Below are 14,346 nucleotides of genomic sequence, written 5' to 3'. Positions count from 1 at the left end.
GCTCCCAGAAGGAGCGCCCCTTGCTCGCGTCATGCGAAAGGCACCCCACCCCGTGACCCTCACGAACCCCGAGGCGATCGACACGGAGCCCACGAAGCCCCAGGCACAGCGACGTGCCGACGGCGGCGGCGGACTCGGTCGGTACATCGTCGTCCGCTTCCTGCTCATCTTCCCGACCGTCTTCATCCTGGTGACGCTCGTGTTCTTCCTGATGCGCGTCATCGGGAACCCGATCACCGCCAGCGTCGGCGGGCGCCTCACCCCGACGCAGCTCGCCGAGCGCCTGCACGCCGCGGGCTACGACCGACCGGTGATCGTCCAGTACCTGGAGTACCTCGGGCAGATCGTCCGCGGGGACTTCGGTTCGTCCGTGACCGACAACCGCCCGGTGACCGAGATCATCCTGCAGTACGGCGGTGCGACCGCGGAGCTGGTGTTCTACGCCCTCGTCGTCGCGCTGGTGCTCGGCATCCCGCTCGGCATGCTCGCCGCGTACCTGCGTGACAAGTGGCCCGACGTGCTGCTGCGCGCGCTCGCGATCCTGACCTACGCGACGCCGGTGTTCTTCGGCGGCCTGCTGCTCAAGCTCGTCTTCTCGGTGTGGCTCGGCTGGCTCCCGCTCGGCGACCGCGCCTCGACCCGCGCCGAGCTGTTGCTCGACCGGATCGACAACCCCACCGGCGTCTACATCATCGACGCGATCCGCACCGGCAACGGGCAGATCATCGCCGACGTGCTCTCGCACGCGGTGCTGCCGGCGCTGACGCTCGGGCTGCTGACGGCCGGCATCTTCCTGCGGCTCGTGCGCGCGAACATGATCGGCTCGCTCGGGTCGGAGTACGTCGACGCGGCCCGCTCGCGCGGGGTCCGTGAATCACGGCTCGTCCGGACGCACGCGTTCCGTCCCGCCCTCGTGCCGATCATCACCGTGATGGGCCTCCAGATCGCGATGCTGCTCGGCGGATCCGTCCTGACCGAGACCACCTTCGGGTGGCGCGGGCTCGGCTTCGAGCTGAACCAGTACCTGTCGGCCCGCGACTTCGTCGCCGTCCAGGGCATCGTAGCGATGCTCGCGGTGATCGTCGCCGTCACCAACTTCGTGGTCGACGTCGTCGCCGCGCTCATCGACCCGAGAGTGAGGTTCTGACGATGTCCGACGTCACCCTCGTCGACCGCCACGAGCCGCTCTGGAAGCGGCTCCCCGTCGTCGTCCAGCTGCGCAAGAGCACCGGCTGGCAGCGCGCGATGCTCATCGTCGGCGTGGTCATCTGCGCCGTGTACCTGCTCGTCGCCGTGTTCGCCCCGCTCATCGCCCCGTACGGCTTCGGCCAGCTGCAGGGTGCCGACGGCGCGAGCTTCCCCCGCACCGGTGCCCCGAGCGCCGAGCACATCTGGGGCACCACAGTCGGCGGCTTCGACGTGTTCAGCCGCGTCGTGTTCGGCACCCGCACCGCGGTGCTCGTCGTGATCGTCGCCGTGGTCGTCTCGATCATCGTCGGTGTCCTGCTGGGCATGGTGTCCGGCTACATCGGCGGGTGGCTCGACCGGATCCTGGTCGTCGTCGCCGACGCGATCTACGCGTTCCCGTCGCTGCTGCTCGCGATCGTCGTCTCGATCGTGGTCTCCGGTGGCAACTCGAGCTACTACGGCGGCATCACGGCCGCGGCGATCTCGATCACCGTGGTCTACGTGCCGCAGTACTTCCGCGTGGTCCGCGCCGAGGCCGTCCGCCTGAAGAACGACGCGTTCGTCGAGTCGGCACGCGTCATCGGCTCGAACCCGTGGCGCATCATGACCCGCCACGTGCTGCGGAACTCGACCCGCAGCCTGCCGCTGATCCTGACGCTCAACGCGAGCGACGCGATCCTGACGCTGGCGGGTCTGGGCTTCCTGGGCTTCGGCATCGGTCCGACCGCCGGCGCCGAGTGGGGCTACGACCTCAGCCGCGCGCTGTCCGACGTGGCGTCGGGCGTCTGGTGGACCGGCGTCTACCCGGGTGTCGCGATCGTGGTGCTCGTCCTCGGTGTCACGTTCATCGGCGAGAGCCTCAACGACATCTCCGACCCCCGCCTGCGTGCACGCCGGCGGCTGAAGCAGCTGGTCTCCACCAGGAAGACGGAAGGGGCAGCAGCATGAGCGCCGACACCCAGCCGGTCGTCGTGGTCGACGACCTGACGGTCACGTTCGCGACCGACGGCGGTGCCGTCGACGCGGTCAAGGGCGTCAGCCTCGACGTCCGCCCCGGCGAGGTCCTGGCGCTCGTCGGCGAGTCCGGGTCCGGCAAGTCCGTGACCGCGCGGAGCATGCTGCGGCTGATGCCCGAGACGGCCACCCTCGGGGGCGCGGTGCTGCTCGACGGCACCGACGTCGTGACCGTCGGGTCGCAGAAGCTCCGCGACCTGCGCGGGACCGCCGGCGCGATGGTGTTCCAGGAGCCCTCCACGGCGCTGAACCCCGTCTTCACGGTCGGGTGGCAGATCGCCGAAGGCCTCCGGGCGCACGGCGGTGTCTCGAAGAAGCAGGCCCGTGCGACGGCGATCGAGTACCTGCGCCGCGTCGGCATCCCCGACCCGGAGACCCGCGTCGACCACTACCCGCACCAGTTCTCCGGCGGGCAGAAGCAGCGCGTGGTCATCGCCAGTGCGCTCGCGCTCGAGCCGAGCGTGATCATCGCCGACGAACCGACGACGGCGTTGGACGTCACGGTGCAGGCCGAGATCCTCGACCTGCTCCGCCGCTGCCGCGACGAGTTCGGCGCGGCGATCGTGATCATCACCCACAACATGGGCGTCGTCGCCGACCTGGCCGACCGCGTCGCCGTGATGTACCAGGGCGAGGTCGTCGAGGAAGCGCCGGTCGCCGAACTGTTCGGGAACCCGCAGGCGGACTACACCAAGCGCCTGCTCGCCGCGGTGCCCCGTCTCGAGGCGTCGACCGGCACGGCACGTCGCGCGATCATCACCGAGGACGTCGCACCCGTCGTCGAGGCGAAGGCGCTCGAGATCGAGTACCCGGGTCGACTCGGTGCACCCGCGTTCAAGGCGGTCAAGGGCGTCGACCTGGCGATCCGTCCGGGCGAGGTGCTCGGACTCGTGGGGGAGTCCGGCTCCGGGAAGACCACGATCGGTCGGGCGATCGCCGGGCTGACGAAGATCACCGGCGGGTCGCTGCGGGTGCTCGGCACGGAGATGCTCGGGTACCGGGAACGCGACTTCAAGCGGCTGCGCAAGGACATCGGGTTCGTGTTCCAGGACCCGGCGACCTCGTTCAACCCGCTGCTGACGATCGCCGAGTGCGTCGCGGAACCGCTCGTCGTCCACGGTGTCGCACCGTCGCCGCGTGCTGCTCGCAAGCAGGTCGACGAGCTGATGGAGGCGGTGCAGCTCCCCGCCGCGTACGGGGACCGGTACCCGCACGAGCTCTCGGGTGGGCAGCGCCAGCGCGCCTCGCTCGCCCGGTCGCTCGCGCTCCGGCCGAAGCTGCTCATAGCCGACGAACCGACGAGTGCGCTCGACGTGTCGGTCCAGGCGCGGGTGCTCGAGCTCTTCCTCGAGCTGCAGCAGGACTTCGGCTTCGCGTCGCTGTTCATCAGCCACGACCTGGCCGTCGTCGGTGCGCTGTCCGACCGGATCGCCGTGCTCTACCGGGGCGACCTGGTGGAGACGGGGACGACCGCCGAGGTGCTCGGGGCCCCGCAGCACCCGTACACCCAGCGCCTGCTGGCGTCGTTGCCGGTGCCCGACCCCACCGAGCAGGCCGAGCGACGGCGTACGCTGGAGCGACTGGCGCAGGCCGGTTCCTGACGCCCCTGCGATCCGCAGGGCGCGGTCACGGACCGGTTCGGTCAGGAGGCGCGACCCACGTCACACGACGCAGGTCGCGCCTCCAGACCGGCAGCCCACAGCACGACGTACGTCGCGCGGACCCCTCACGGTCCGCGCTGCACCGCCAGGGGGCGGTGCGGAAGGGGTTCCATGATCGGGCTGAACGACCCGGCGGTCGTCGCGGACGACGTGTCCATCGAGTACCGCGTGCCGGGGTCGCGCCCGATCCGCGCCGTCGGCGGCGTCAGCCTGACGGTGCGGAGCGGCGAGATCCTGGCGGTGCTGGGGGAGTCCGGCTCGGGCAAGTCGAGCTTCGCCGCCGCCGTCGCCGGACAGCTCGGGGCGCGGGGCGAGGGCGACGGGGCACACCGCCGGCACATCGTCGGCGGCGAGTTGACGGTGCTCGGGCAGCGGATGCGCGGGCTCCGCCCGTCCTCCCGCCGCCTTGCACGCCTGACCGGGCGCATCGGGTACCTCTCGCAGGACGCCGCCGACCGGCTGAGCCCGGACCTGACCGTCGGCGAGGCGATCGCCGAGCCGATCTACGCCCGCGACCGTCGCTTCGACCGGAAGGAAGCCGGGCTCATCGTCGCGCGGCTCGTCGACGCGGTGCACCTGCCGCTCGGCGTGATGCGCCTGAACACGTGGGAGCTCTCGAGCGGGCAGCGGCAGCGGGTCGCGCTCGCGCAGTCCCTCGTCCTCGAACCCCAGCTGCTCGTCGCCGACGAGCCGGCCCGTGGCGTCGACGTGCTCGTGCGCCAGGCCGTGCTCGAGGCGCTGGCGAGCCTGCAGCGCAACCGACAGTTCTCAGCGGTCGTCGTGTCGAGCGACCTGCGTGAGGCCCGTGCGCTGGCCGACCGGGTCGCCGTGATGAACGAGGGTCGCCTGGTCGGACTCGGCACCTTCGACGAGGTCCTCGACAGTCCCGTCGACCCCTACGTGCGGACGCTCGCGGCGACCGCGGCCCGCCCGGTGAAGCGCCCCGGGGGTGCCACCGCCCCGCCGCGCCGATCCGCTGCCGGAGCAGCCCCCGGTCGCGCTGCCGCTGCTCGCGCCACGGCGGCCGACCCCACGACCCCGAGCGCCGGACCCGGCGCTCGTCGTCCCTGACAGGAGAACGCGTGACCGACACCGACGTCCAGCCCCGCGGCCACCGAGCCGTCGTCACCGACGCCGGGGCGCCGCTGCCCGTGGCACCGCCGACCCCGGGTCCGATCGCGATCCTGCCGCGTCCGGCCGACCTGCACGTGTCCGCCGTCCAGGGCGCCGGTGGCACGGTCGCCGCGCTCGACGGCGACACCCGGGGGATCGTCTGGCTCGACCCCCGCGACCCCGCCGGCCTGCAGGACGCCCTGGACGCTGCGCCGAGCGTCACGTGGGTACAGTTGCCGTTCGCCGGTGTCGACGCCTTCGCCGACCTGATCGGGGCGCACGGCGACACCGTGCTGTTCACCTCCGCCAAGGGCGCCTACGCCGAACCCGTCGCCGAGCACGCCCTCGCGCTGACGCTCGCCACGCTGCGGGTGCTGCCGAAGCGTGCGCGGGTGTCCTCGTGGGCGACCGAGCCCGAGGGCGTGTCGCTGTACGGCCGTCGGGTCGTCGTCGTCGGCGCGGGCGGGATCGCGCTCGAGTACCTGCGGCTGCTCGCCCCCTTCGACGTGGACGTCACGGTCGTCCGACGGTCCCCGGAGCCCGTGCCCGGCGCGGCACGCACCGTGACCACCGACGAGCTCGACCGGGTCCTGCCCGACGCCGACGTGGTGATGATCGCGGCGGCGATGACCTCGGGCACGGCGAAGCTCTTCGGCCCGGAGCAGTTCGAGCTCATGAAGCCCTCGGCCCGACTCGTGAACATCGCCCGCGGCGGGCTCGTCGACACCGATGCCCTGGTGGCGGCCCTGGAATCGGGCGGGATCGCGGGCGCGGGCGTCGACGTCACCGACCCGGAACCCCTGCCCGACGGACACCCGCTGTGGACGACGCCGGGCGCGGTCATCACGCCGCACCAGGCCGACACGCCGGAGATGGTCGAGCCGCTCCTCGCTGAGCGGGTCCGGCTGAACGTGACGGCGTTCCTCGGCGGTGCGGGCGAGGGCTTCGTCGGCGTGGTCGACCCGGTTGCCGGGTACTGACCCGCGGCACGCCCGGGCTGCGCGGCCGATGCGTCGGCGGGCTCCGATTGCCTGCTATGCTCGTGTGCGTTGTCCAGACCGGTTCGTCCGGAACGGCAGCTGATCCTCGATAGCTCAATTGGCAGAGCAGCCGGCTGTTAACCGGCAGGTTGTTGGTTCGAGTCCAACTCGGGGAGCACACGCTCCTCACGTGCACGAGGCCCTCACCCTTCCGGGTGGGGGCCTTCGTCGTTGGGGCGGGCGTCCGCCGTGTGTCCGGATCTCGCAGCCAGTACCCTGGCGCAAGCTGTTAGCGTTCACAGGTGCACGCCGTCCGCCGATCCGTCTCCGCAGCGCTCTGCCTCGCTGCGGCAGCGATCCTCGTGGGCTGTTCGGCCGCCGGGGAGTCGGAACCGGACGACGGACTCGAGACTGCGACCTCGACCGACGTCACCCCGTCGGGCTCGGCGCCGATCGTCTTCGCGTTCGTGTGCGCCACCGGCGACTCCACCCGGACCGAGACCTACACGACCTACTCCGCCGTCTGGGAGGACGCCAGCACCGGGTGCCGTGCCAAGCGCATCACCGGGACGGAGATGTCCGAGCAGCAGGGTGCGGCCGTCGCTGCGACCGAGGGCACGGCGACGCTCGAAGAACTGGCGACCGTGTGCACCCGCACCGAGGGCACTCCGTGGACGACGGGCATCGCCGACGAGCAGGCAGCGCTGCTGGCCGACGGCCTGGCGTTGTACTGTCCGGGGCACCCGGCGATGGACCACCTGCGGGACGCGCTGGCGGCCTGGCGGGGCTGAGCCGGGCCTCCCGTCCGGTCGTTCTGTCCCGTCTGCGGGTCGTCAGCCCTCGGGGTGGTCGCGACCAGGCAGCCAGGACTGACCGGGCCCGCCCCAGCTGGTCTTCTTGACGGCCTTCTGCACCTGCTTGGCGTACGGGTGCACCAGACGATCGGCGTACAGCAGGCCGTCGAGGTGGTCGTACTCGTGCTGGAAGACCCGCGCGAGCCAGCCGTGCGCCTCGATCTCGAAGGGCTCACCGTGCTCGTCGAACGCTCGGAGCAGTGCGCCCTCGGACCGACGGAGCGGGAAGCGCAGACCAGGGATCGAGAGGCAGCCCTCGGACTCCTCGTCCTCGTCGAGCTCCTCCACCGACTCGGGTTCCGGGGAAGTGATCCACAGGACCGGGTTGATCGCGACGCCGCGCCAGTGCACCTCGGCCTCATCGACGTACGAGTACACGAACAGCCGCTTGCCGACGCCGACCTGCGGGCCGGCCAACCCGACGCCCGGCGCCAGGTCCATCGTCTCGAACATGTCCGCCACCAGGGTGCGGAGTGCGTCGTCGAAGTCGGTGACCTCGGTCGCGGGGTCGTGCAGGACGGGTTCACCGGTGATCCGGATCGGGAGGACGGCCATTCACCCAGGTTATCCGGCCGTGTCGGCTAGCCTCGACGCGTGACGCCGGACCTCCAGCTGCCCGCGGCAGTGAGCAACCTGACGCCCTTCCAGGCGCTGATGATCCCGGTCGCCCTGATCGGGGCCGTGTTCCTGTCGCTCGGCGCGCAGTTCCAGGCGCGTGGGGTCAAGCGGGTCGAGGCGAAGCTCGGCAAGCAGTCGAAGGGCCTGAGCCTCGGACACGTCATGGCGCTGCTCGGCAGTGGCTACTGGGTGCTCGGCACGCTCATGCTCGGGATCGCGGTGGTGCTGCAGCTCATCAGCATCACGAACGCCCCGCTCATCGTCGTGCAACCGCTGGGTGCGGTCGCCCTCGTGATCACGACGTGGTTCTCCTCGCGGGCCTCGGGCATCCCGCTCGGGCAGCGAGCCCGACGGGCCGTTTGGACGTGCATCATCGGTGTCGGGATCTTCGTCCTGATCGCCGCCTTCGTCGGGCGTGAGAGCGCGATCACCCGGCCGCAGCTCATCACCGTGCTCGTCATCCTGGCCGTCGTGCTGACGCTGGTGCTGCTCACGTTCCGGTTCGTCGCGAAGCGCAAGAGCGCGCTGTACTACATCATCGGCGCCGGGGTGCTCTACGGGTTCGTCGCAACGCTGGCGAAGGTCGCGTTGAACCGGTTCGTCAACCACACCTTCGACTGGGTGACCGTCCTGGCGATCGTCGGGGTCGTCGTCGCGGCGGCGCTGGGCGGGTACTTCGTGCAGAACGCGTACTCCACCGGGTCCGCCGACCTGGTGATCGCCGGGCTGACGGTGGTCGACCCGATCGTCGCGGTCGGCATCGGCGTGATCGTGCTCGGTGAAGCCCAAGGGGCGCCCGGCATCGCGGTGCTCGGCTTCGTGGTCGCCGCGGCCATCGCGGTCACCGGGGTCTTCCTGCTCGCCAAGCACCACCCCGAGGCCGCGCGCCGCTGACGCGGGCTGTGGAGTCGTCGGCCCGGCGGGGCCGCGGGAACGTCCTTCGCTGGCAGGGTGCGACGTCAGCCGCGCGGCGGATCCGGTGCCCGAGCGGCGTACGGTAGCGTTCCACACCCAGACCAGCCCGCTTGCACACCCAGACCAGGCCGGTACCTGCGCCAGCGGCGGGGACCGGACGAAGGCCCAGGAGAGGACGACGCCCGCCGTGTCAGGAGACGCCACCCCCACCCCGCTCGACCACCCGGCCGAGCACAGGCCACTCCGGGTGCTCATCGCGGCGGACACGTTCGCCCCGGACATCAACGGCGCAGCGACCTTCACCGAGCAGCTGGCCGTCGGCCTCGCGCAGCGCGGGCACGAGGTCCACATCATCGCGCCGGCGGCCAACCGGCACCACGGCACGTACGACGAAGAACTGCACGGGGTCACGCTCGTCGTGCACCGCCTGCCGTCGTACAAGTGGCCGTTGCACGCCTGGCTGCGCTTCGCGTGGCCGTGGACCGTCCGCAAGCACGTCGCGCCGATCATCGACGCCTTCAAGCCCGACGTCGTGCACATCCAGTCGCACATCATCGTCGGCCGTGGCGTCGCCCGCGAAGCGCACGACCGTGGCATCCGGATCATCGCCACGAACCACTTCATGCCCGAGAACCTGCTGGAGTACACGCCGTTCGGGCGCTTCACGCTGCCGCTGGCGCTGAAGATCGCCTGGAACGACGCCGCCAAGACCTACCGTCTGGCCGACGTCATCTCCACGCCGACGAACCTGGCCGCCGACTACCTCCGCAAGGCCATCGCCGGGCAGCGGGTGCTGGCGATCTCGTGCGGCATCGACGCCTCGCACTACCTCGCTCGCGAGGGGCGCCCCGCCACGAACGACATCGTCTTCGTCGGGCGACTGGCTCCGGAGAAGAACCTGGACGTGCTGTTCCGGGCCGTCGCGCTGCTGCCGTCGGAGCTCCACGCCACCATCACCATCGTCGGTGACGGCGAGATGGTGCCGAAGCTGACGGCCCTGGCGAAGGAGCTCGGCATCGAGGACCGGGTGCACTTCCTGGGCTTCGTGTCGGACGAGGTCAAGTTCCGGGCCCTGACGAACGGCACCGTGTTCGCGATGCCCTCGACCGCCGAACTGCAGAGCATCTCGTCGCTCGAGGCGATGGCGTCCGGGCTCCCCGTCGTCGCCGCCGACTCGATGGCGCTGCCGCACCTGATCGACGGCAACGGGTACCTGTTCACCCCGGGCAGCGAGCGAGACCTGGCGGACAAGCTCACGCAGGTGCTGACCGCGTCCGACGAGGACTACTCCGCCATGCGCGCCCGCAGCCTGACGATGATCGAGGCACACGACATCAACCGCACGCTCTCGACGTTCGAGGCGCTGTATCGTGGGGAACCGGTGGCCTGAGGGCTCCCGGCGAGGGGCGGTAGCCAAGCTGGTCAAGGCAGTCTGCTCATAACGGAACGATCCGCGGGTTCGAGTCCCGCCCGCCCCACGTAGTCGTGACCCAGCGCGGGTCCGAGATGATCCGAAAGGCCGGCCCGCCCCACGTGCACCTGCGACGCAAGAACAAGAGCCACGGCCGAGACGTGGCCGACAGCCAAGGCCCCACCCCGAACGTGACGTTCGAGGCGTCCCCGGGGTCAGCCGGCGTGCGCGTGAACGCCTTCCGCATCGGCTTCATGGGCGGCATCGGCGTGCTCCTGGCGCTGCTCGCCGGCTCCCTCGTCGGCCAGCTCTCGACCGTGCTCGTCTACATCGGCGTGGCACTGTTCATCGCGCTCGGCCTCGACCCGCTGGTGACGTTCCTCGAGCGCTACGTCCCGCGCTGGCTCGCGATCCTGGCCGTCGTCGTCACCGTGCTCGCGGGCTTCGCGGGCGTGGTGTTCGCCGTCGTGCCGATCCTCATCCAGCAGGCGACGAACCTCGTGCAGAACTTCCCCGACATCGTGCAGAACGTGTCGAAGCTGGAGTGGGTGCAGGACCTCTCCCAGCAGTTCGCCGGGTCGTTCGACGTGGACCACGCGCTGCAGTCCGTGCAGACCTTCGTCGAGGACCCCGGCAACCTGCTCAGCCTCGGCGGCGGCATCCTCGCGGTGGGCAGCGGCATCCTCTCCGGGCTCACCGGCGCCCTGATCGTGCTGATCCTGATGCTCTACTTCCTGGCGTCGATGCGGGGCTTGAAGCGGATGATGTACCGCTTCGTGCCGGCGTCGCGTCGCCAGAACTACATCGACGTCAGCGAAGAGGTCACGTCCTCCGTCGGCCGCTACGTCGTCGGGCAGATCAGCCAGGCCGGCATCAACGGCGTGCTCAGCCTGGTCTTCCTGCTCATCATCGGCGCCCCGCTGCCCGTGCTCCTGGCGACCTTCGCGTTCATGGGTTCGCTCATCCCGCTCGTCGGGACGCTCAGCGCCGCGATCGTGATCTCGCTGCTCTGCCTGTTCGCCTCGCCGGCCACCGCCCTCGCCGCCGCGATCTACTACCTGGTCTACATGCAGGTGGAGTCGTACGTGATCTCACCACGGATCATGTCGCGAGCCGTGCAAGTCCCCGGTGCGCTCGTGGTGATCGCCGCGATCGCCGGCGCGACGATCGGCGGTGTGCTCGGTGCGCTCGTCGCCGTCCCGGTCGCCGCGTCCGTCATCATCATCGTGCAGAAGGTCATCTACCCCCGCCAGGAACAGGCGTGAGCGACCCGACGGACGCAGCGGCTGCCCGTGAGCGGTGGGCCCGTAGCCCGCGCGGCCCCCTGGCGCTCGTCACGGCCCAGCGCGTCGACCAACCGCAGCAGGTCTGGCCGGTTCCCGGTCAGTGGGCGCCAGCGGTCGGTGGGTTGACGGTGACCGCCACCGCTGACGACGGCGTCGTGGTCGACGGCATCCCGGTGGACGGAACGGTCCTGGTGGCGGGGGACGACGCCGTGGTGGCGTCGAGCCTGTCGTTCCCGGACGGCATGGTGGGCACGGTCGCCGCGTCGGCCGGCAGCCACACCCTGCGGGTCTGGGATGCGGCATCCGATGCGATCGCGCGCTTCGCCCGCATCGACCGGTTCCCGTCGTCCGACGCGTCCGTCACCACCGGCAACTACGTGCCCGTGGGCGGCCAGGAAGCCCCTGGTCACGTCCTCGACGCCGCGGGCGATCCGCTCGAGGTCGCTGGCACCGTGACGACCAGCGTCGACGGGGTGGTCGTCGAGCTCGTCGCGGTGCGGTCGGCCCCGTTCGAGGGTGCCGCACGCCTGCAGCTCATCGTGCAGGACGGCACGAGTGTGCTGCCGGAGACCGACCCCGACAGCTCGTACTCGATGGGACGCTTCCTGTTCATCGACGACCCGGGTGCCGAAGCGGACGTCGAGCTCGACTGGAACCGCCTGGTCCTGCCGCCGTGCGCGTTCTCGTACCAGTTCGCGTGCCCGATCCCACCGGTGTCGAACCGCATGAGCGTGCCGATCCGGGCGGGGGAGCGACACCCGATCGACGTCGACGGAGCCGTCTTCCACTGATCGCGGTCGCGGCCTTGCCGTTCCCAGCGAGCAGCCTGCATAATGGGCCTGTCCGTCAGGACATCACAATCGCATACCGATGGTCCGCGTCTCGTGGGACTCCAGCACAGGTCGATGGGGAAGTCGCACCTGATGATCGGAGGAACCATGACCGGGACTGCGTCAGGAGTGCTCTACGTGCACTCCTCTCCCCGCGCGCTCTGCCCCCATGTCGAATGGGCAGCAGGTCGCGCGATGAGTCGTGCCGTGAACTTCTCCTGGCTCGATCAGCCCGCGCAGGACGGCGCACGCCGCACTGAGTTCACCTGGACCGGCGCGATCGGCACCGGTGCCGCGATCGCCTCGGCGCTCCGCGGGTGGGAGCACCTGCGCTACGAGGTCACCGAGGAACCCACGGGAGCATCCGACGGCGGCCGGTGGATGCACACGCCGGACCTCGGTGTGTTCTACGCGCAGACGGACGTCACCGGCAACATGGTCGTGCCCGAGGACCGGGTCCGCTACGCCATGGAGGTCGCCGGCAGCAACGCGCTCGAACTCCACCGGGAACTCCGTCTGGCGCTCGGTCAGGCCTGGGACGACGAGCTCGAGCCGTTCCGCCACGCTGCCGAGGGCAACCCCGTCGTCTGGCTCCACCGCGTCGGCTGACCCCGCGAAAGCGACAGTTCGGCGCTCTCAGGCTCCGACACCTCTGCGAAAGCGACAGTTCCCCGCTGATCACCGGCGGGGAACTGTCGCTTTCGTGATGGGGACGCGACCACGGGACGACGGACCACGGGACGGACGGAGGCCCGCCCCGCGGACGCGGGACGGGCCTCCTGGCTGAACGGTGTCAGGCCGAGCGGAACGCGACGACGGCGTTGTGCCCGCCGAAGCCGAACGAGTTGCTCACTGCAAGCAGGTCGCCCGCCGGCAGCTCGCGCGGCGCGGTCGCGACGTCCATCACGATCTCCGGGTCCTGCTCGGTGAGGTTGATCGTCGGCGGCGCCACGCGCTCGTGCAGGGCGAGGACGGTGAACATCGCCTCGAGCGCACCGGCACCTCCGAGCAGGTGCCCGGTCGACGCCTTGGTGGCCGAGACCACGACCGAGTCGAGGTGGTCGCCGAAGACCCGGCGCATCGCGTGGTACTCGGCGATGTCCCCGACGGGCGTCGAGGTGGCGTGCGCGTTGACGTGGACGACGTCCTCGCGCGAGGCGCCGGCGTGCTCGAGCGCCATCAGGACGGCTCGAGCGGCGGCGCTGCCCTCGGGGTCGGGCGCGGTGATGTGGAACGCGTCCGAGGTGATGCCGGCACCGGCGACCTCGGCGTAGATCTTCGCGCCACGGGCCTCGGCGTGCTCCTTCGTCTCGAGGATCAGCGCAGCGGCGCCGTCCGCGAGCACGAAGCCGTCGCGCGTGACGTCGTACGGACGCGAGGCGGTCTCGGGGGAGTCGTTGCGGCGCGACAGGGCCTGCATCGCGGCGAACGACGCGAGCGGCATCGGGTGCAGCGCTGCTTCGGCTCCACCGGCGATGACGATGTCCGCTTCTCCGGTGGCCACGTGGCGGTACGCCTCGGCCAGTGACTCGGTCGAGGACGCGCAGGCGGACAGGTACGTGCGGGCGCCACCACGGGCGCCGAACTCCATCTCGATCGCAGCGGCCGGGCCGTTCGCCATGAGCATCGGGACGGTCATCGGCAGCACGCGACGCGGACCACGCTCACGCAGGGTGTCCCAGGCGTCGAGCAGCGTGTTGACGCCGCCGATGCCGGTCGCCCAGTCGACGATGAGCCGCTCCGGGACCACGGTCTCGTTGTCGATGCCAGCGTCGGCCCAGGCTTCGCGCGCAGCGATGAGCGACAGCTGCGAGGACGGGTCGAGACGCTTGGTCTCGGGGCGGGTGAGCTGGTCGGTGATCCAGTGGCGCGCCTGGCCGGCGAACTCCACGGGCAGTTCGAGCTCGGCGAACCGCGGGTCTTCGATCCTGGAGATGCCGGACTGGCCTGCGAGCAGGGCGTCCCAGGTCGCCGAGGCGGTCGCGGCAAGGGGGGAGATCGCACCGATCCCGGTGACGACGACGGTCTTGTTGGTCATGGAACGACTGGTTTCTGCTGAGGTGGACATGACGAGCGCCGCAGCCCGGGACCGGACAGGCCGGGCCGGACCGCGGCGCTCAGGAAGTTCAGGTCAGGCCTGGGCCTTGACGATGAAGTCGACGGCGTCACCGACGGTCTTGAGGTTCTTGACCTCTTCGTCCGGGATCTTGACGTCGAACTTCTCTTCGGCGTTGACGACGATGGTCATCATCGAGATGGAGTCGATGTCGAGGTCGTCCGTGAACGACTTGTCGGCCTGGACCGTGTCGGTCGCGATGCCGGTCTCGTCGTTGATCAGCTCGGCCAGGCCGGCGAGGACTTCTTCGTTGGACAGGGCCATGATGGTGTCTCCTTGAGGGGGGTGTCGTTTGACCGTGGACCAGCCTAGGGCACGGGGTCGATCCGCGCCCGCCGCCGGGCGGCAGTGGGGGAAGTG

General features: G+C 70.6%; 14 protein-coding genes and 2 tRNA genes. 13 read left to right on the top strand and 3 right to left on the bottom strand.

Features of this window, described 5'->3' with window-relative positions:
• The first annotated feature begins 52 nt into the window (after window positions 1-52).
• The 7 genes from BIU90_RS05975 to BIU90_RS05945 all read left to right on the top strand — a co-directional run bounded on the left by BIU90_RS05975 (window position 53) and on the right by BIU90_RS05945 (window position 6,747).
• Window positions 53-1,147, top strand: coding sequence for an ABC transporter permease (locus tag BIU90_RS05975; protein WP_071299379.1), 1,095 nt, complete (start codon window positions 53-55; stop codon window positions 1,145-1,147).
• A 2-nt stretch (window positions 1,148-1,149) separates the two neighbouring features.
• Window positions 1,150-2,136, top strand: a complete 987-nt coding sequence (locus tag BIU90_RS05970) for an ABC transporter permease (protein WP_071299318.1) — start codon at window positions 1,150-1,152, stop codon at window positions 2,134-2,136.
• Window positions 2,133-3,803: an ABC transporter ATP-binding protein gene (locus BIU90_RS05965; protein ID WP_071299317.1), complete on the top strand. Its 1,671-nt coding sequence runs from the start codon at window positions 2,133-2,135 to the stop codon at window positions 3,801-3,803. Before BIU90_RS05970 ends, BIU90_RS05965 begins: the two co-directional genes overlap by 4 nt.
• A 171-nt stretch (window positions 3,804-3,974) precedes the next feature.
• A complete protein-coding gene (locus BIU90_RS05960) occupies window positions 3,975-4,934 on the top strand; it encodes an ATP-binding cassette domain-containing protein (protein ID WP_071299316.1) in 960 nt (319 codons plus the stop codon).
• Between the two features lie 11 nt (window positions 4,935-4,945).
• Complete coding sequence (locus BIU90_RS05955; RefSeq protein WP_083403745.1) at window positions 4,946-5,956, top strand: D-isomer specific 2-hydroxyacid dehydrogenase family protein; 1,011 nt, start codon at window positions 4,946-4,948, stop codon at window positions 5,954-5,956.
• Window positions 5,957-6,059: 103 nt separating this feature from the next.
• A tRNA-Asn gene (locus BIU90_RS05950) sits at window positions 6,060-6,132 on the top strand.
• 126 nt (window positions 6,133-6,258) lie between these two features.
• On the top strand, window positions 6,259-6,747 hold the full coding sequence (locus BIU90_RS05945; RefSeq protein WP_071299315.1) for a hypothetical protein: 489 nt from the start codon (window positions 6,259-6,261) through the stop codon (window positions 6,745-6,747).
• Between the two features lie 42 nt (window positions 6,748-6,789).
• Here the strand turns inward: BIU90_RS05945 and def are convergent, their stop codons facing one another.
• On the bottom strand, window positions 6,790-7,365 hold the full coding sequence (gene def, locus BIU90_RS05940; protein ID WP_071299314.1) for a peptide deformylase: 576 nt from the start codon (window positions 7,363-7,365) through the stop codon (window positions 6,790-6,792).
• 39 nt (window positions 7,366-7,404) lie between these two features.
• Between def and BIU90_RS05935 the strand changes: the two genes are divergently transcribed.
• The 6 genes from BIU90_RS05935 to BIU90_RS05910 all read left to right on the top strand — a co-directional run bounded on the left by BIU90_RS05935 (window position 7,405) and on the right by BIU90_RS05910 (window position 12,479).
• The gene (locus tag BIU90_RS05935; RefSeq protein WP_083403744.1) at window positions 7,405-8,322 is read left to right on the top strand and encodes a multidrug DMT transporter permease; all 918 of its coding nucleotides are present in this window, start codon (window positions 7,405-7,407) and stop codon (window positions 8,320-8,322) included.
• A 208-nt stretch (window positions 8,323-8,530) separates the two neighbouring features.
• On the top strand, window positions 8,531-9,733 hold the full coding sequence (locus BIU90_RS05930; RefSeq protein ID WP_071299313.1) for a glycosyltransferase: 1,203 nt from the start codon (window positions 8,531-8,533) through the stop codon (window positions 9,731-9,733).
• 13 nt (window positions 9,734-9,746) lie between these two features.
• Window positions 9,747-9,821, top strand: a tRNA-Ile gene (locus BIU90_RS05925).
• 94 nt (window positions 9,822-9,915) lie between these two features.
• Window positions 9,916-11,019, top strand: coding sequence for an AI-2E family transporter (locus BIU90_RS05920; RefSeq protein ID WP_254786956.1), 1,104 nt, complete (start codon window positions 9,916-9,918; stop codon window positions 11,017-11,019).
• On the top strand, window positions 11,016-11,831 hold the full coding sequence (locus tag BIU90_RS05915) for a DUF1684 domain-containing protein (RefSeq protein ID WP_071299312.1): 816 nt from the start codon (window positions 11,016-11,018) through the stop codon (window positions 11,829-11,831). The genes BIU90_RS05920 and BIU90_RS05915 overlap by 4 nt, the downstream gene beginning before the upstream one ends.
• A 147-nt stretch (window positions 11,832-11,978) precedes the next feature.
• A complete protein-coding gene (locus BIU90_RS05910; protein ID WP_083403752.1) occupies window positions 11,979-12,479 on the top strand; it encodes a DUF3145 domain-containing protein in 501 nt (166 codons plus the stop codon).
• 184 nt (window positions 12,480-12,663) lie between these two features.
• Here BIU90_RS05910 and BIU90_RS05905 read toward each other — a convergent pair whose 3' ends face one another.
• Together BIU90_RS05905 and BIU90_RS05900 are read right to left on the bottom strand one after the other, a co-directional pair.
• A complete protein-coding gene (locus BIU90_RS05905; RefSeq protein WP_071299311.1) occupies window positions 12,664-13,908 on the bottom strand; it encodes a beta-ketoacyl synthase in 1,245 nt (414 codons plus the stop codon).
• Window positions 13,909-14,001: 93 nt separating this feature from the next.
• A complete protein-coding gene (locus BIU90_RS05900; RefSeq protein WP_056125310.1) occupies window positions 14,002-14,250 on the bottom strand; it encodes an acyl carrier protein in 249 nt (82 codons plus the stop codon).
• Window positions 14,251-14,346: the final 96 nt, after the last annotated feature.

The organism is Curtobacterium sp. MCBA15_001, from assembly GCF_001864835.1.
In the GTDB taxonomy this organism is placed as follows: Bacteria; Actinomycetota; Actinomycetes; order Actinomycetales; family Microbacteriaceae; genus Curtobacterium.
This window is presented reverse-complemented; position numbering and strand designations above follow the sequence as displayed.